The 17,975-nt window shown below is 40.3% G+C and carries 11 protein-coding genes; 3 read left to right on the top strand and 8 right to left on the bottom strand.

Translation table 11 applies throughout. The features are described 5' to 3' along the window. Window positions 1-100: 100 nt before the first annotated feature. Window positions 101-2,047 (top strand): tetratricopeptide repeat-containing sensor histidine kinase, encoded by a 1,947-nt coding sequence (locus BM015_RS16640; RefSeq protein WP_090661143.1) that lies wholly within the window; start codon window positions 101-103, stop codon window positions 2,045-2,047. Between the two features lie 36 nt (window positions 2,048-2,083). Continuing rightward, complete coding sequence (locus BM015_RS16635; protein WP_090661138.1) at window positions 2,084-2,698, top strand: response regulator; 615 nt, start codon at window positions 2,084-2,086, stop codon at window positions 2,696-2,698. Between the two features lie 25 nt (window positions 2,699-2,723). On the opposite strand, the gene mnmE is transcribed toward BM015_RS16635, so the two are convergent. The 8 genes from mnmE to BM015_RS16595 all read right to left on the bottom strand — a co-directional run bounded on the left by mnmE (window position 2,724) and on the right by BM015_RS16595 (window position 15,764). Further along, window positions 2,724-4,097 (bottom strand): tRNA uridine-5-carboxymethylaminomethyl(34) synthesis GTPase MnmE, encoded by a 1,374-nt coding sequence (mnmE, locus tag BM015_RS16630; protein ID WP_090661134.1) that lies wholly within the window; start codon window positions 4,095-4,097, stop codon window positions 2,724-2,726. A 232-nt stretch (window positions 4,098-4,329) separates the two neighbouring features. Beyond that, window positions 4,330-5,871, bottom strand: coding sequence for an alpha/beta hydrolase family protein (locus tag BM015_RS16625; protein WP_090661131.1), 1,542 nt, complete (start codon window positions 5,869-5,871; stop codon window positions 4,330-4,332). Window positions 5,872-6,061: 190 nt separating this feature from the next. Further along, window positions 6,062-7,993 carry a sialate O-acetylesterase gene (locus BM015_RS16620; RefSeq protein ID WP_090661128.1) on the bottom strand — a complete coding sequence of 644 codons (1,932 nt, stop codon included), beginning with the start codon at window positions 7,991-7,993 and terminating at the stop codon, window positions 6,062-6,064. Between the two features lie 9 nt (window positions 7,994-8,002). Beyond that, window positions 8,003-9,088 (bottom strand): alpha/beta hydrolase-fold protein, encoded by a 1,086-nt coding sequence (locus BM015_RS16615; RefSeq protein WP_090661124.1) that lies wholly within the window; start codon window positions 9,086-9,088, stop codon window positions 8,003-8,005. Between the two features lie 137 nt (window positions 9,089-9,225). Next, the gene (locus BM015_RS16610; RefSeq protein ID WP_245751465.1) at window positions 9,226-10,359 is read right to left on the bottom strand and encodes a glycoside hydrolase family 43 protein; all 1,134 of its coding nucleotides are present in this window, start codon (window positions 10,357-10,359) and stop codon (window positions 9,226-9,228) included. A gap of 120 nt (window positions 10,360-10,479) precedes the next feature. Further along, entirely contained in the window at window positions 10,480-11,946 is a 1,467-nt protein-coding gene (locus BM015_RS16605) for an MFS transporter (RefSeq protein WP_090661121.1), read from the bottom strand. An 85-nt stretch (window positions 11,947-12,031) separates the two neighbouring features. Continuing rightward, window positions 12,032-13,150 (bottom strand): endo-1,4-beta-xylanase, encoded by a 1,119-nt coding sequence (locus tag BM015_RS16600; protein WP_090661118.1) that lies wholly within the window; start codon window positions 13,148-13,150, stop codon window positions 12,032-12,034. Between the two features lie 4 nt (window positions 13,151-13,154). Beyond that, on the bottom strand, window positions 13,155-15,764 hold the full coding sequence (locus BM015_RS16595) for a glycosyl hydrolase 115 family protein (RefSeq protein WP_218148522.1): 2,610 nt from the start codon (window positions 15,762-15,764) through the stop codon (window positions 13,155-13,157). 265 nt (window positions 15,765-16,029) lie between these two features. Between BM015_RS16595 and BM015_RS16590 the strand changes: the two genes are divergently transcribed. Beyond that, window positions 16,030-17,901: a hypothetical protein gene (locus tag BM015_RS16590; protein ID WP_090661113.1), complete on the top strand. Its 1,872-nt coding sequence runs from the start codon at window positions 16,030-16,032 to the stop codon at window positions 17,899-17,901. The last annotated feature ends 74 nt before the right edge of the window (window positions 17,902-17,975 follow it).

Raw genomic sequence — 17,975 nt, 5'->3', positions numbered from 1 at the left:
GTGTCTTTGTGGCATCCCGGAATAAAATCATTAAAAAAGATGATAACCCGGTTCCGGAGTTTGTTTTCTTTTGCACATTGGTATATTGAATTTTAGCCAGATGAGAAGATGTATTTTTCTTTTATTGATTTTAGTGACCTGCTTTCATTTTTTAGCCGGTGCGCAGCCTGATTCTAAAAAAGATAGCCTTTTGAAATTATTACCTGCAGCAAAGGATGATTCTACAAGAATCATGTTGCTCATTAAGATAAGCGCTTTGTACGCTACAAAGAATTTTGACAGCGCATTTTTATACATAAATAAGGCAAAGGATTTTGCAAAAGAAAAAAGTATTACCGCCTGCGACCCTTATATCAATACGGCTTTTGCAGAGTATTATTACTACAATAATGATTATAAAAATGCAAGCGCTTATGCCTTAAAAAACCTGGATATTGCAGAGAAAAAAAATGATGATAAACTGCGGGCCAAAACTTACAATAACCTTGCAGCCGTGTATAATCACTTTGGAAATTACAGGCAGGCGATTGATTATGCATTAAAATGTTTGGAACTATCTGAAAAAACTAAAGACAGCGCCAGTTTTCCCATTCGTAACCTTACAGCCTCCAATACTTACTATAATCTCAAACAATATGAAAAAACGATTTTATATTCTAAGAGGGCCGTTGAATATGGTGAAAAATTCAACAATACTTATGCCGTAATGATGGGCTTAAATAATATGGCCACAGCTTATACAGATTTACATAAAATTGACAGTAGCATATTTTTCTATACAAAACAACTGTACATTGCTCAAAGGGAAGAAGATGTTGTGAATACAATTTATGCACTGGTTAATCTTTCCTATAATCATTTTAAGATTGGTAATTTATCCGGCGTTGAAAAGTATTTGTCCATGCTGGATAAAGTAGATGAACAAATGCCCGATAAAAAAACTCTTGCAGAAATATATGCAGCAAAGTCGCTTGGATATATTCTAAAAAAAGAATACCAGCCTGCCAGGGCCCAATTAGATAGCGGCATTGCCATTGCCATAAAAGAAAATGCTACAGACGCTTTAGGGAATTTGTACAACACTTATTCCAAACTTTATTTTACACAAAACAAGATTAAAGAAGCGGAAGACTACACTTATAAATATGATTCGTTGCAAAGCGCTTTAAACCTGAAAGAACTGAATTTCTATACCGAAGACCTTGAAACGAAATACGAAACCCAGAAAAAAGAATCACAGATTCAATTACAGAAAGCAGAGCTTCATCAAAAGAATACCCTCAACTATATTCTTGCGGGCAGCGCTGTTGCCTTACTTTTAATTTCTTTATTGAGTTACCGAAATTATAAGAACAGGCAAAAATTACAACAGGCAAGGATAGATGAATTAGAAACAGAAAAACAACTCACCGCTACTGGAGCTGTATTGAAAGGCGAGGAACAGGAACGCACCCGCCTTGCCAAAGACCTCCACGACGGATTGGGTGGAATGCTGAGTGGTATAAAACATTCATTAAGCAATATGAAAGGAAATCTAATTATGACGCCTGACAATGCGCAGGCCTTTGAACGCAGCATTGATATGCTCGACAGTTCCATCAGGGAGATGCGCCGGGTGGCACATAACATGATGCCGGAAGTGTTGGTGAAATATGGACTGGATACAGCGCTGAAAGAATTTTGTAATGAGATAGACAGTAGTGGTGTTATTCGTACAAGCTATCATTCGATGGCAATGAGTAAGGCTGATATCGAACAGACAACAGCCGTCACCATTTACCGCATTGTGCAGGAGTTGGTAAACAATGCCATCAAACATGCAGCAGCCACCAATGTATTGGTACAAACACAATATTCAGAATCCGAAAAATTAATATCAGTAACAGTGGAAGATGATGGCAAAGGTTTCGATTTATCTTCATTAACACAGGCAAGTGGTATTGGCTGGGGCAACATTCAAAACCGTGTTGATTTTTTGAAAGGAAAAATTGATGTGCAAGGCGGAGAAGGCAAAGGCACGTCGGTGTTGATTGAAATAGGAATTTAAGATTTTGCCACAAAAAAAACGAAGCAACGCAAAGAAATGAAAGCAAGCGTATTCATAGTTGACGACCATTATATGGTGATAGAAGGTATCCGCTCGTTATTACAAAATGAAAAGGATATTGACTGGATGGGACATGCCACCAATGCCGCATCCTGTCTTGCTTTTTTGAAACAACAGCAGCCCGATGTGATTTTAATGGATATTAGCATGCCCGACAAAAGCGGCATTGATTTATGCAAAGAAGTACGGGAAAAATATCCTTCTGTTTTTGTGTTGGGGTTGAGTACATTCAACCAGCAGGCCATCATCCGCAACATGATTGATAATGGGGCATCCGGTTATGTGTTGAAAAACGCAGACAAAACAGAATTGCTCGAAGCCATTGCTGCAGCCGCATCCGGCAAAACTTATATGAGCCATGAAGTAAGCCTTTCTTTGCGGGAATCAGATAGCAGCCTGCCCCCGGTAACAAGACGCGAAAAAGAAGTGCTGCAATTAATTGCTGAAGGCCTCACTAATGCTGAGATTGCTGAAAAACTTTTTATCAGTATCCCGACGGTAAATACACATCGCAAAAGCCTGCTTGAAAAATTTGATGCAAAGAATACTGCCATTCTTGTAAGCAAGGGTATCAAGAGTGGATTGATATAGGTGGATTGATAAGCCCTAATGGCAATTACTTTCCGATACAGAACTTACTAAAAATATAATCTAATTGATCTTCGTTTGTAATAAGCCCGGTTATTTCCCCAAGATAATGCAGGCACCGGCGAATGTCTAATGCAATAAGGTCACCAGGGATTTTATTATCCATTCCTTTTCTTATATCAATCAAGGCATCATTTATTTTTTGCAGCGCTTCATAATGCCGTGCATTTGTTACAACCACATTTTCTGTTTCTATATTTCCGGTTACAACTTCTTCAACCAGCCGTTTCTTTAAAAGATTTACATGCGTATGTTCTTTGGCCGATATAAACAAAATATCAAGCCCGTCAAACTTTTTAATGATGTCATCAGCATTCATTAGATCGAGCTTGTTACCAATAAGAAGATGATTTTTACAGGCTGATGTAAGTTGCTCCTGTTCATGCAGCAGGTTTTCTTTTGTTTCATGCGCACAATCAAACATGTAAATTACAATATCTGCATTGCGCATTTTTTCCAAACTTTTTTCAACGCCGATGCTTTCAATTTCATTATCGCTTGTTCTGATGCCTGCCGTATCAATCAACCGGAATAAAATTCCTTCTATATTAATCACTTCTTCAATCGTATCTCTTGTAGTGCCTGCAATATCGCTTACAATGGCACGGTTTTCATTCAATAATGTATTCAGTAATGTTGACTTGCCTGCATTGGGTTTGCCGATAATTGCTACCTGCACGCCATTCCTGATAACATTTCCCAACTTGAACGACTGTAATAAATTGCGGGTTATTTGTTCCGCTGATGTTATCAGTTCATAAAATTGTGTGCGGTCGGCAAACTCCACATCTTCCTGCGAAAAATCAAGTTCCAGTTCTATTAAAGCGGAAAATTTTAATAACTGTTCCCTTAAATTTTTAAGCACACCGGAGAAACCGCCGCGCATATTTTGCAAAGCTGTTTTACGGCTGGCTTCTGTGTTGCTGGCAATGAGGTCGGCTACCGCTTCGGCCTGCGTAAGATCGAGCTTGCCATTTAAAAATGCGCGTTGGGTAAATTCACCGGGCTTCGCCAGCCTTGCGCCTTTTTCAATACAGGCATCAATTATTTTTTGCTGAATAAAAGCTGAACCGTGACAGGAAATTTCTACCACATTTTCGCCTGTATAGGAATGAGGGCTGATAAATAACGAAACAACAACTTCATCAATCACTGCATCCATATCTTTTAAAATGCCAACATGCAATGTATGTGATGCCTGTTTGCTTAGATCTTTCTTTACGAATAATGTATTCACTATTTCAATGGCCTTGCTGCCGCTTAAGCGAATAACGCCAATAGCGCCAACACCCTGGGGCGTTGCCAATGCTATAATTGTATCGTTCCAGCTATCTGTGTACATAGCTGTCAAAAATAAAATATAGTTGTTAGCTATACATAAAAAGCCATGAAGCGTTCTTTCAGAAACTTTGCCTTGTCAGGGTTTCTGCGTGGAAATCCACGGTTTATTCCTGGTTGTTGTTCTTATAAAATCAACGTAAGATTTATTTGCCACAGGTGCACAGATTTTTACCTGCGCACCTGTGGCAAGGTTTACATCAACAACACATTAACTCCATAATCCGGGTTAACGTTTATTGCGCTTTCTTTTCATACCCCAGCATTTTATTAGCCCAGGGAATAAAATATTTAAAATTGGGCGCATCGGTATGGCCGCCATCGTGCTGGCGCCAGGCAAGCTGGCCATCCAATAAACCAGTATTTACAGGCGGCATGTATTCTTTTGTATAATCGTTGGAAACGCCGAGGTCTTTTGCGCCCAGCAATTTATAAGCCGCACCGGCAGCAATAATAGCTTTATAACTGCCGCGCTGATCGAGCCAGTTAGCATCGCCTTTTTCGGGAATACCGTAACTTAAAAACATAGGCCGCGGCGCACATAAGGCAATTAATTCATGCGAGTCAACAGGCAAATCACAGCCGGTCATCTTACCAAATTTGGATTCTTCGGTTCCATACTTTAAAAAATTACCTGCCATCCAGTAAAACCCGCCACCGGTAAGGCTTTCAACAGCTTCGCCAAAATTGCGGCGCAATAAAGTAGCACCGCCTTTTCCGGGCGAGCCCACCAGTGCTGTTGCAAAACGCGGTTCAAATGCAAGCGTTAATAATGCTGCCTTTCCATATCTTGAAACACCTTCAATGCCTACTTTTTTTGCATCTACCAAACTGTCTGTTTCAAGGTAATCCAAAGCCCTTGCCGCACCCCAACTCCAGGCCCGTAATGCGCCCCAGTCGTCGGGTTTGCGCGGCTGGCCTTTATTCACCAAACCAATAATGCCTTTGGTTAAGCCATCGCCGTTGTCGGCCTGTATGCTGGCAGGGTCGATGGTGCAGTATCCCCAGCCGGCTGCCAGCAGTTGTTCTGTTGGCGGTGCATCGCCCACACGCGGCGGTGCAAAAAAGTTAATGTTGATTTTGGTAACAGGAGAGTAGGCGGGATATTTATCAAATATATTTTTTACAGCAGGATTGGTTTTTATCATCAGTTCCTTAAAGGTTGCATTCAATGTTTCCATATCATCATTCAATGGTTGTGCAGGCGCAGGAAACGATGGCTGCCCAAACATCATCAGCACCGGCACGGGGGCTTTTACATTCATGGGAACTACAAGCATCATTTTTATATCAACATTCACTAACGGGTAAGAGCTATTATCTACATGCCCTACTATTTGTTTGGCAACAACAGGTATAAAACCGGGAAATATAAATTCGCGGTCGGTTACTTTCACTTCCCATTTCACCTTTGGCACATCCTTCGGAATTCTTCCATACACTTCGCGTTCATAATCCTCCATTATTTCCGCACGGCGCGTTTGCCACATTGCAGGCGTGGTTACTTTTTTACCATCTTTCATGGTGAGAATATCCGGCAATTGAGGACAGGGATCAGCTATAGTTGTATCGTAATTTGCATGATTGGGCGCAGCTTCATTGCCGCTTGGCCCCGGCCTTAATTTGGTAATGCCCAACTGCTGCATCATATTTTGCTGGTTTTGCTGCGATGTAAAGTTGGATGGCTTTGGATACGTAACGCCATTAACGATTGTATCCTGTGCAGTGCTGAAATATGCAATGCAGATAGCGATTGAAAAGAATAAAAGTTTTTTCATGTGGTAATGTTTATATGGCATTGGTGTTTGCAAATTAATTTTCTACATTTTGATTATTGATCAATTGAATTTTTGTGCTGATAATTTTTTAGCAGGAAAGTCCTGATGTTTTAATTCTAAAAGCCTGTTCATACATTAAACCAAACTCTTAAAAAAATCTAATACAGGCTACACTGCTGCAGAACTTTTTTTAGTGGATGGGTGTTTCAAACGGCGCTGCCGGCAACCCTTCTTTATTCGTTAAATTTGGATTGACGGGATCGTCTGCCCAGGCATACCGCACATATTTTGGATGGGGCACTTCATCGCTTGATACAACAATTGTATTTCCTTCAATGCTGGCATTCGCCCAAACAAATTTTTTATCATCACCGGCAATGGCAAATTCAGCAGGCGCTTCGCCATCGCTTGTTGCTAAACCACTGCCTGTATTTGTAAATGATACAATTATTTTATTGCCTTGTATTGTTTGTGATTGAAAGGTGGGTCCTGAATAAACTATGTTTTCATTATAAGCAATCTTCTCCGCTGCTAACGCCAATCTATCTCCAACTTCTTTTTTCCTGTCGGGATGAATATCGTTCCATTCACCTAAATCAATAGCAACCGCCATTGCCGTGTTTGGAATGGATAACGATTTTGCCTGCGCCTGCCTGAACGATGCCCAATTACTTTCAGCAGGCTGATAGCTATAATCCATAAAGCCGGGAAGCTGTACAAATAAAAACGGAAGGCCATCCTGCTTCCATTTACCGCGCCAGTCGTTAATCATAGCGGGTTGCAGCTTTGCATATTCCTCAAACCTGCCCGTATTGCTTTCACCCTGGTACCATACAAAACCTTTGATAGCATAATTAATTAATGGCGCTATCATGGAATTGTATAAAGCCGTTGGTTGATTTTGCAAAGCAATAGCTGGTGTAAACGCATCATTTTTGCGGCGGACGTTAACAGCGCCAACTTTATATTGCCAGTAACCGGTAAGGTCAATCGTGTCATTACCTGCTATTAACTGGTAAGGCTTATCGGGTACAAAACCACCTTTGCCAAAATTGTTTGTAACACGAACAACAAATAAATTTTTGCCTGCTTTTAAAACGCCATCAGGAATTGAATAACGGCGCTGTGGGTACATATAACCAGTGCTGCCTACTTTTGTTCCGTTGATATATAATTCATCTGCATCTACAATCCTTCCTAAAAAAACTTTAGCCGGCGTATTCGTCATTGATGCAGGTATATCTATTTCCCTTCTATACCAAACAATGCCATCCAAATCTTTTACGCCCTGGTCTTCCCAATAACCCGGAATAGCAATGGTGCGCCATCCTTTCGGTGTGTATGATGCGTCGTACCATTTTTCATTCATGCCTTTATCTTTAGGCTTAGGCATTGATTGCATGGCAGCAAATGCTTTGCGGTTGGTTTCGTTTACATAAGCCGTGTCTTTATTTTTTTCAACGGTTTGCAGTATAGACGGAAATGTTTTCAACGCATCTTCGCTCATCATCGATTCAATGGGAACGCCGCCCCAGCTTGCATTGATAATACCGATTGGTACATGGTATTTTTCATATAAAGATTTGGCGAAGAAATAAGCAACGGCTGAAAATTGCTGCACATCATTTGGGTTGGCCCATTTCCACGAACCGGATGGCAAATCATTTTGCGGCGCCTGCAAAATGGTTGTATTGGGCACCCAAAATTGCCTTATTGCAGGATTGTTGGCACTGGCAATTTCATCTGCATAGCGAATGCCATGCAAGGCCATTTGATGCACCATGTTTGATTGGCCTGCACATAACCAAACATCGCCAATCAATATATCATGCAATGAAATTTTATTCTTGCCTGATATATCCATAGTGTATGGCCCGCCTGCTTTTCCGGGGGCTAATTGTACCATCCATTTACCATCATTATCTGTGGTTGTTTTATAGGTTTTGTTATTGAATTTCACACTTACCTTTTCACCTTTTGATGCCCATCCCCATATATTTATTTTCGCATCGCGCTGCAGTATCATGCTGTCTTTTATTAACTGCGGAAGTTTTATTTGCGCATTAACAAAAGAGGTTATGATCAAACAAAAACAAACTGTGATAAATCTTCTTATAGCCATCGTAATACTTTATTTAATCTTATTAACAAATTCACTGTTGCCATAGCGTTCCAGCCTGAAACCTGAAACATTGCTTTTATCATCTTTCTCAAAATGTATTTTCAGAAAGGAGGAAGTGATATAAAAATCAGTTTCAGATGCTGCCAGTAATTTGAATGTACTATTGCCAACGGTTGCAACGAGCGAACCGTTTCCCGGTTTTATTTGTGCGGTTGTTCCATCGCTCATTTTATAACTGCCTTTATATTGCTCCAGTATGTTTGATGATAATTGCAGCGATGGCCGTTTAAACACAAACTGCAATCCTCTTGCATAGCCTTCGCCTTTTGTGCCCGAATGGCCTGTGTTTTCCAATACTTTGCTTTCAATCCGGAGGTTGGTATAATGACGGTTGTTTAAGAGTGACGTTAATTTTTCAAAGCCCGGCACACTTGTTTCCACGCCGCCAACACACATAAATAAAGTTGCTGAAGGATTAGATGTATTAGCATGATATTGTTCTTCATATTTGTTCAGTATATTATTATCCCACATAAATGCAGGGCTTGCTGCCACATAGCGATTAAACATGCCCGGATGCGTGAACAAGGTGTACATGGTAAACAGGCCGCCGAGCGAACAGCCAACCAATGTCCTGTCATTTGTATCGGTGCTGTAATTGCTTTCAATAAGCGGGAACACTTCGTTTTTTATAACAGATAAAAATTGATCAGCACCGCCACTTTGCGGTAAGCGTTTTTCATTGGTAGGTGTATAATCCCTGGAACGTAAACTGTCGGGATTTGGATGATTGCCACCCCAGGTAATGCCAACGATAATCAGTTCGGGAATAAAGCCATCATAATATTGCTGGCCATATAATGCAGTTAACAACGGAAAATCCCATTGAGAATCCATGAGATAAACAACAGGGTATTTTTTATCACTCTTATCATAGCCTGAAGGCAAAGAAATTTGCAAAACATATTCCTGCCCGTTTACAATTTTTGAGGTAAATTTTCTGGTTTGTGAACCGGGAATCGTTACTTCAGTTGATTGGCTGAACAGGATTGATGCAGGCAGCAGGATTATTAATGCAAGAAAAATTTGTTTCATATTTTAATTACAATTTTTATTAAAGCCGGAACGCGAAACAGATGCGATCATTATTATCATTTTTACGGTTCATGTAAACCGGGCTACACTCTGCCAAGCCTCCTGGCTTTGCAGTTCTATGCGTTAAGCCCCCATACTTAAACCAATGCTTTTAAACTGCCATAAGGCTTTATTGTTTTTATAAACCCATTTTCATCATATTCAATCTTTGCAACTTTTATGCTGCGTAAATGCGTTACGCCTTTGCTTAAACTGCTATCGTGATAAAACAAATACCATTCGCCGTTAAATTCAGTAATGGAATGATGCGATGTCCAGCCAACAACAGGTTCTAAAATTTTGCCGGCATATTTAAACGGTCCATAAGGATTATCGCCAATGGCATAACAAATAAAATGCGTGTCGCCTGTTGAGTAAGAGAAATAATATTTGCCATTGTATTTATGCACCCACGATGCTTCAAAGAAGCGGCGGTCATTATCGCCCTGTAACAATGGATCGCCATTTTCATCCACTATAACAACATCTTTTGGCGCTTCTGCAAAGGCTAATAAATCATCGGTAAGTTTTGCAATTTTAGCACATAAAGCGGGCTCGTTATTTCCTGGTAAATGTGCCAAAGGGCTTTCCGGTTGCGTTGCATTGAAACTGCCGTCGCGCCAGCGTTGCAACTGCCCGCCCCAAATGCCGCCGAAATACATGTAATAGCTGCCGTCATCATCTTTAAATACTGCGGGATCTATTGAAAAACTTTCTTTAATTGCTTCTGGCTGCGGTATAAATGGCCCTGTTGGCACATCGCTGACAGCTACGCCAATTTTAAAAATGCCGTTATAATCTTTTGCAGGAAAGAAGAGATAATATTTGCCATCTTTTTCATTGGCATCGGGCGCCCACATTTGCTTCTCCGCCCAGGGCACATCATTTACGTGCAAAGCCACACCATTGTCTTTCGCTTCACCTGACGGAGAATCCATTGAAATAACATGATAATCTTCCATGGCGAAATGGCTTCCGAGATCGTCAAAGGCTTCACCGGCATCCACATCGTGCGATGGATAGATATAAATTTTTCCATTGAATACATGCGCCGACGGATCGGCAGTATAAATATGATTAATCAATGGTTGTGAAATAGCTTTGTTGTTCAGCTCTTCAAAATTGATGTGTTGAATACTTTCTTCAGGCATGGTATTGATCTCCTTAAACTTCCCGCTTGCCGGGAAGCTTTGTTGATTGTTGTAAAATATTGTTTTGTTTTCTTTGAACAAGTCCGGAGGCTTCGCAGAACAGTGTTAAAAATTCTTTCTTCAGCACAAGTGTTGCGACGCAACCGTGCTTGCCACAAATTCATTTGCCTGTATCATGATTCTTATAAAACACCTTGTTGTTTAGCTGTTCCTTTTTTGTTTTAAATCGTTCTCTATCTGTACTTCCATTTTTTTATTGATAACATAGAAAAACAATAAGCCTGCGCCAATTAAAAACGGTATGGATGGATATACGCTCACCAGCATTTTTGTGCCGTTAATGGCCGCGGGTGTTTGTACATCGCTGTTGGGAACATAATTATATAAACCCAATATCCATGTTACCAATGCGCCGCCAATACTGAGGCCGGCTTTTAAGCCCACCATCATGGCGGAAAATATAATGGCGGTAGCGCGGCGGTTATTTTTCCATTCGCTGTAATCGGCCACATCGGCTATCATGGCCCATAACAATGGTATGGTGAGGCCATAAAAAAAGCCGTGCAGAATTTGGGATAGAAAGATAAGTTTTACCGATGTTGGCGGATAAAAAACAAATGCCAGTATGAATAAAGTGGAGATGAATAAGCAGATGCCAAACACATCGCGCTTGCCGTATTTGTCAGCAAACCTTTTTGATAAGGTGATGCCGACGATCATAAAAATGATACCGCCTGCATTGAATAAGCCAAAGCCTGCTGATACGGGATCATCTTCAAAAACATTAAGGCCGATAGCTGAAAAGAAATGTATGATTGGGTTTACAAAGTCTGTCAGGCTTTCCTTATCAACATAATTTTTAAAATAATAAACATACGAGCCGCCTTTCATGGAAAGCGTTATAAATACCAGCGTTGTAAGCACGAGCATAATTACCCACGGCCTGTTTTTAAAAAGATCGCTTAAGTCTTCCTTCAAACTTGATTTTTGTTCAGGGCTGGGCACAATGCGCTCTTTCGTAGTAAAAAAAGTAATGAGCAACATGATAGTGCCGATGATAGCCAGCCATGTCATTACTTTTTCTATGCCCAGCGATTTATCGCCACCGCCCGCCGATACAATAATGGCCAGCATAAATACCTGCACAAAAAACTGCGCAAACATTACCGCTACAAAACGGTAAGAAGAAAGGCTGTTGCGTTGCTTCATATCGCCCGTAATAACGCCGCTTAATGCAGAGTAGGGAAGATTGTTGGCAGCATATAATAACAATAATAAAGTGTAGGTAACAACTGCATATATTACTTTGCCTTTATAAGAAAAATCGGGTGTGCTGAATGCAAGCAATGCAATTACGCCAAGCGGGATAGCGGTAAATAAAACCCATGGCCTGAACTTTCCCCAGCGCGAATTGGTTCTGTCGGCCAGTGCGCCGATTACAGGGTTGAAGCCAAAGGCCGCAATAAGCCCTACTGTTAATATCAATACAGATGCATGTTTTGGCTCAAGGCCATAAATATCTGTGTAGAAATAGGCGAGATAGGTCATTAAAGTTTGAAACACAAGGTTGGCAGCAAGGTCGCCTAAGCTGTAACCAATTTTCTCTAATACGGATAGCTTTTGTGAAGCAGTTGCTTGTTTTACTGTTGTGGAATCCTGCGCACTCATAAATTGTTTTTAAAGGATAAATTTTATTGGCTCGATATGTTTTTTAACACGGTTAAAACCTATAAGGTTTTAAAACCTTATAGGTTTAATTATTTGCAGTTGCAATAACGCTGAAAAAAGCAGGCTTAGGTTTGAAATCCCTGTCAAATAAAAGCGGGTAATTGGTGCGCCCCGGAATAGGCCAGCCGTTAAGCCACGACTGCCCGTCGTTAACGCCCCAGAATGTAATACGGCTTATATCATTTTTATATTTTACAAAGAGCCTGAATAAATCTGCATAAGATTTGGTAAGTGTTTGCTGCGCAGCATCAGGCAAACCGGCGGCATAAGGGTTCATCTCTTTGCTGCCCTTTGCAGTGGCGCTTACTTCAGCCGTTGCATTGTCCCACGGATTGGGCAATACGGTTAAATCAAGTTCGGTAAACATTACTTCAACACCTAAAGCACTAAATGCTTTAATGCTTTCTTCAATATCATTTAAAGGCACGCTGCCCGCTTTCCAATGGCCCTGTATGCCAACACCGTCAATGCGCACGCCTGCGGCCTGTATTTTTTTAATAATAGCAATGGCGCCTGCTCTTTTTTGGGGTTGTTCAATATTATAATCATTATAGTAAAGCTTTGTATGCGGCGCTGCTTTTTGCGCCAGGCGAAATGCTTCAACAATATAATTATCGCCGAGTTTTTCGAGGAAGATGGATTTGCGCAAACTGCCATCTTCATTCAGCGCTTCATTCACCACATCCCATGAATACACTTTGCCATCATAGCGGCCTGCCACTTTTGTAATGTGATCTTCAAAATATTTTTTTACAGAATCAACGCTTTGTATATGGTGCATGAATGCAGGCAATTGGCTATGCCATATTAATGTATGTGCATTTACTTTGATGTTGTTTTTTTGGGCATAAGCCACCAGTTTATCAGCCAGGTCAAAATCATATTTATTCCAGCCGGGCTGAATGATTTCCGCCTTCATGATATTCTCCGGCGTTACGGCATTGAATTGCTGCTTAATGAGTGCATCTGCAGCCGCATCTTTTTCTTCTATTTGCTGCGCATCCATTGCTGTGCCGATGAGAAAATAGTTTTTAAAAACTTCCTTTAATGAAGGCGTTGTTTGGGCGGCGGCATTTTCGCCGGTGATGCAGCAGGCCATTACCAGTGCTGCGAATGAAAGAATGTGCGAAAACCTTTTTATCATATAATCAGTTGTTTTTTAAATTGAAAATTGTCTCTTCCGGGCCGAGATATGATGGCTTTAAACCGCCAAAATCAAGCACTATTTTTTGCAGGATAACTGCAGGGCTTATCATCTGGTATTTTATTGTATGCTTTCCATTTTTATTGATGGAATGATTGGTTGTTTTAATGATGATATTGTTGGCGGCCCATCCATCCCAAACACGTGGTTTGTTTTCATCGTTATTAATGGAAATAATTTGCGGCTTTTCATCGTCTATTGAAATGGCATACTGCAAACCTGTTGAATCATTTTGAAAATTTAAGGTAGGGGAGAAGTACGCATTCAGTTTGAACGCGCCTGTATCGGAAGTATGAAATTCATATTCAAGGTAAGGCGTGTTTTTATTGATGGATTGGGTTGGCGCAGTTACCGGAAAACTTGTAATACCATCGCCATCTTTACCAATGTTTGGAATGATTTTCCAATGAATGCCTGGTGCATCTTTTTTATTGGTATAATGTGATGCTGCAATAGAAACATAACCATCCAGTTCATAAAAAATATTTCTATTCACGTCTGGTGGGTCAGGTTCAAAATCCGGTGCAACGTCTGTAAGAGTTATATCTTTAACAATGAGCTTAGAAGAATCTATTGATCTTTTTGGTTCTGTAAATACATATTTTACTTCAGGCATTTTTTGTTGCTCAGGTTGCTGCCAGTAGGTATAGCCAATATGTGTTTGGTCCATCATGTGGTTCCACTTGCCATTATTTAATTGATTGTATTCAAGTGTAATTAAAGAATCATTTGCATAAAACTGTTTTGCTTCATCTGCATATTTATTGGCAAGCGGGCTGTTGTTTTTGTAATAAAAATTATTGCGGGCAACCGCTGTATATAAATTCTGCAGGTTTGTATATGCTTTTACAGGATGCAGCACCAATTGATAAAATGCATCTTTATATTCAGAAGGCAATTCATTATTTATTTTTTCTGCTGATGTCAATAAAGCATTCCAGTCATTCGTTATTCTTTCTGCTTCATAATAATTTTCTAAACTGTAAGTTTTGGCATCTAATAATTCTGGCTTTCTCCGTGCCGCATATTGTGCATATTTCATCATTACACCGGCAATATCTTTTGAATATGTTTTGCCAAATTGCTTTGCTGCCCATTGCGTATAATAATCATTCAAATTATCTTCATTCCAGTTGTTTACATTATATGCATAATCTAAAAAGAATGATATAGGAAATTCCATCGGTTTTAAATCGCCCACATTTACCACCCATATTTGCCGGGCGCCATATTCATAAGCCAGGTGCATTTGTTCCCATACTCTTGCAATATTGTTGGTGTTTATCCATTTATAATTTCTCGGCCCGCCCACATAATCAAAATGATAGTAAATGCCATAACCGCCTTTGCGCGGCTTATCATTTAACTTTGGCAACCTGCGGATATTGCCCCAGTTATCATCACACAATAGCAGAGTAACATCATCCGGCACACGCATGCCCTGGTCGTAATAATCCTGCACTTCTTTATACAAAGCCCAATCCTGCGGCGTTTCACTGGCGGGCTTTCCGGTAACTTCTTCAATTATTTTTCTTTGGGCTGCAACAATTCTCTCTAATAAATCTATGGCAGTTCCTTTTGTCATCGGCATATCGCCATCACCACGCATGCCAATGGTAACAATGCTTTCATGATGATCCATGTTTTCAATACCCTTTTTCCAGAAGGCACGCAATGCAGTATCATTCTTTGTATAATCCCATGCACCACTGCCATAACGTTTCCATTCCTGCTGCGCACGCAGCATAGGCTCATGATGTGATGTGCCCATAACGATGCCCCATTTATTGGCAAGAATTGGGTTCAATGTATCATCATCATTAAATGCATTGCCCCACATGGCAGGCCATAAATAATTTGCTTTTAGGCGAAGCAGCAGTTCAAAAATGTGCTCATACACTAAATGGTTTACGCCGCCAAACTTTTCTTTTGTCCAGCCGCTGAATGCCGGCGCTTCATCATTAATAAATATGCCGCGATATTTTACAGACGGCGATGGATAAGTGTAGCTTCCTTTTTTTACATATACTTCAGCTTTCTTTTTTGCAGGCACATCTGCCCACCAATACCAGGGGGAAACGCCAATCTGTTCTGATAATGTAAATGTTCCATAAGCGGCGCCGCGTTTATCGCTGCCCGCAATTATTAAAGCATTTTTTATTCCTTTGATGGGGTTGCTGATTGTTTGCAGTGTAAAGGCTTCCCATTTATCTTTTATATCATCAACATTTAATTTTTTTGTTTTTATTAATTGATTGATTGTTGATGAACCCTTTATTGTTCCGATAATAATTATACTTTCTGCTGATGAAGGCAATGAAGAGATCACTCCAGGTTTTTTGCCGGTTATCATTTCTATGTCGTGCTGTAATAAAGAAGCAGCTTTATGTACAAGCCAGTCATCATGTTCATCAACATATATGGAAGTTGTTTGTGATGCTGCAACAACCGGGAAATCTGCACCTGTATTTTTTTCCGATACAAAAGACTGTGTATAGGAAGTGACCGAAAAAGCAATTGCCGAACAGAGTAAAAAAATAAATTTAATCTTCATGCAGTAAATTATAAAGGCCGACATTAAAAACCGGTGACTGGCTGGCACACTTAAAATATAGCAGCAGGTTCAGTGGCTTCGCAAACGCACCGTTTTTGCAAACAATTCTCTGGCAAAGTTTATTTTACTATTTAAAAAGGCAATGTAGTAAATAAAACGTAACCGATTGCATTAAATCTGGATTTTCTCTTATTTTAGCGGAGCTTTACATGCATCCTGGTAACTTTTAATAAATAACTATTGCTTTTATCTTTTAAAATTTTATATGAAACTGTTTGCTGTATTTGTATGCACACTGTTGTCTTATTGCTGTGTTGCCCAACATTATAATAACTTCAAAGTATCTGTTTATTGCCGTGCCTACGAGGTTAGGCAGATGGGCGATACCAATAATTATTTGAAGCCGCTCTGGAACGAAATTTCGAGGCAGTTAAAAGTTGATAAAGTTTATCTTGAAACGCACCGCGACCTGATTGTCGTGAACCAGGACACCTTAAATATTGCTAAGAAATTTTTTAAAGACAGGGGCATTGAAGTGGCTGGCGGCATCACTTTAACGATAAGCGAGCCTAACCGGTTTCAAACATTTTGTTACAGTAACCCCGATGACAGGAAATGGGTAAAACATTTAAGTGAATACACGGCGAAAAATTTTGACGAATTCATTCTTGATGATTTCTTTTTCACCAATTGCAAAGATGATGGCGCTATAAAAGATAAAGGCGATAAAAGCTGGACCCAATACCGTTTAAACCTGATGACAGAAGCTGCAAAAAGCCTGATTGTTGACCCTGCTAAAGCCGTGAACCCAAAAGTGAAAGTGGTTGTAAAATATCCTAACTGGTACGAACATTTTGCCGGTATGGGTTTTAACCTTGAAACAGAACCCAAAATTTTTGATGGCATTTATACCGGTACGGAAACAAGGGATGCTGTAACGTCTGCACAGCACCTGCAGCCTTATCTTGGTTATAATATTATCCGTTATTATGAAAATATTGCGCCGGGCAAAAATGGCGGCGGCTGGGTTGACCCGTTTGGAAGCAGTTATGCCGACAGGTATGCGGAGCAGCTTTGGATAACCTTATTTGCAAAGGCCCTTGAACAAACCTTGTTTGATTTCAGAAGTATAACCAGGCCGATAGCCGCCACAGACCGCGCCGCATGGCAGGGGCAGCATACCAGCTTTGATTATGATGAAATGATGCAGCCGGTGAATTACAACAGCGGCATACCTGCAAGGCCAACAACCATTGCAAGGTTTGCCGGTTATGCATTTGAAAAAGCAGATAAATTTTTAGGACAGTTGGGAAATCCTGTGGGTATAAAAAGTTATAAGCCTTATCATTCCGTTGGCGAAGATTTTCTGCAGAATTTTTTGGGAATGGCTGGCCTGCCGATGGATATGCAGCCTGCGTTTCCGGCAGCAGACAGCATTGTTTTGCTAACGGAAGAAGCGAAGTTTGATAATACAATTGTTGATAAAATAAAAAAGCAATTAACCGATGGAAAAACGGTTGTAATAACATCGGGGCTGCTTAAAAATATACAGGATAAGCTGAATGATATTGTTGAATTGCGTTATACCGACAGGAAAGCTATCGTGCAGGATTATAGTGCAGGCACTCTCCGGCTGGTACATGCAGATAAGCCGGTGCTTATTCCGCAAATACAATACATCACTAACGATTCGTGGGAAATTGTTTCCGGCATCAGCGGCGATAATGGCTGGCCCATCCTGCATTCGGCAGATTATTCAAAAGGGCATTTGTATGTATTAACTATTCCGGATAATTTTTCAGACCTGTACAATTTACCTGTTGAAGCATTAAATAAAATACGCCAGGTTTTAGGCGGCCAGCTCAATGTGCAGATAGAAGGCCCGGCTAAAATTAGCTTGTATGTGTATGACAATAATACCTTCATTGTAGAATCTTTTCTTGATACGGAAACAACAGTAAAAGCTGTAACGCCCACATCATTTAATACAATCACAGATATAAATTCGGGCGCTGTTATAAATGGCGAATTAAGGAAGCCTGGTTTTAGTTATATAGACAGAAGCGTGGGCGTTAAAAATGTATATACATTTACACTGAAGCCTCATTCGTTCAGGGTGTTTAAAATGCAGCAGTAAACAGGTATTAAACGCGTAATGGTTGCAATCGATTGCAATTTTTACAGGAAATTTTATACAATAATATGCATGCT

Origin of the sequence: Parafilimonas terrae (genome assembly GCF_900115755.1) — a bacterium.
Classification (GTDB): Bacteria; Bacteroidota; Bacteroidia; order Chitinophagales; family Chitinophagaceae; genus Parafilimonas; species Parafilimonas terrae.
The sequence above is the reverse complement of the archived record's forward strand: the minus strand, read 5'-3'. Positions and strand labels throughout refer to the sequence as shown.

Bases quoted from the DNA above. Each gene is read 5' to 3' on its own strand.
- BM015_RS16590 (WP_090661113.1), top strand. From the start codon at position 16,030: ATGAAACTGTTTGCTGTATTTGTATGCACACTGTTGTCTTATTGCTGT.
- BM015_RS16625 (WP_090661131.1), bottom strand. From the start codon at position 5,871: ATGAAAAAACTTTTATTCTTTTCAATCGCTATCTGCATTGCATATTTC.
- BM015_RS16595 (WP_218148522.1), bottom strand. From the start codon at position 15,764: ATGAAGATTAAATTTATTTTTTTACTCTGTTCGGCAATTGCTTTTTCG.
- BM015_RS16635 (WP_090661138.1), top strand. From the start codon at position 2,084: ATGAAAGCAAGCGTATTCATAGTTGACGACCATTATATGGTGATAGAA.
- mnmE (WP_090661134.1), bottom strand. From the start codon at position 4,097: ATGTACACAGATAGCTGGAACGATACAATTATAGCATTGGCAACGCCC.
- BM015_RS16640 (WP_090661143.1), top strand. From the start codon at position 101: ATGAGAAGATGTATTTTTCTTTTATTGATTTTAGTGACCTGCTTTCAT.
- BM015_RS16615 (WP_090661124.1), bottom strand. From the start codon at position 9,088: ATGAAACAAATTTTTCTTGCATTAATAATCCTGCTGCCTGCATCAATC.
- BM015_RS16605 (WP_090661121.1), bottom strand. From the start codon at position 11,946: ATGAGTGCGCAGGATTCCACAACAGTAAAACAAGCAACTGCTTCACAA.
- BM015_RS16620 (WP_090661128.1), bottom strand. From the start codon at position 7,993: ATGGCTATAAGAAGATTTATCACAGTTTGTTTTTGTTTGATCATAACC.
- BM015_RS16600 (WP_090661118.1), bottom strand. From the start codon at position 13,150: ATGATAAAAAGGTTTTCGCACATTCTTTCATTCGCAGCACTGGTAATG.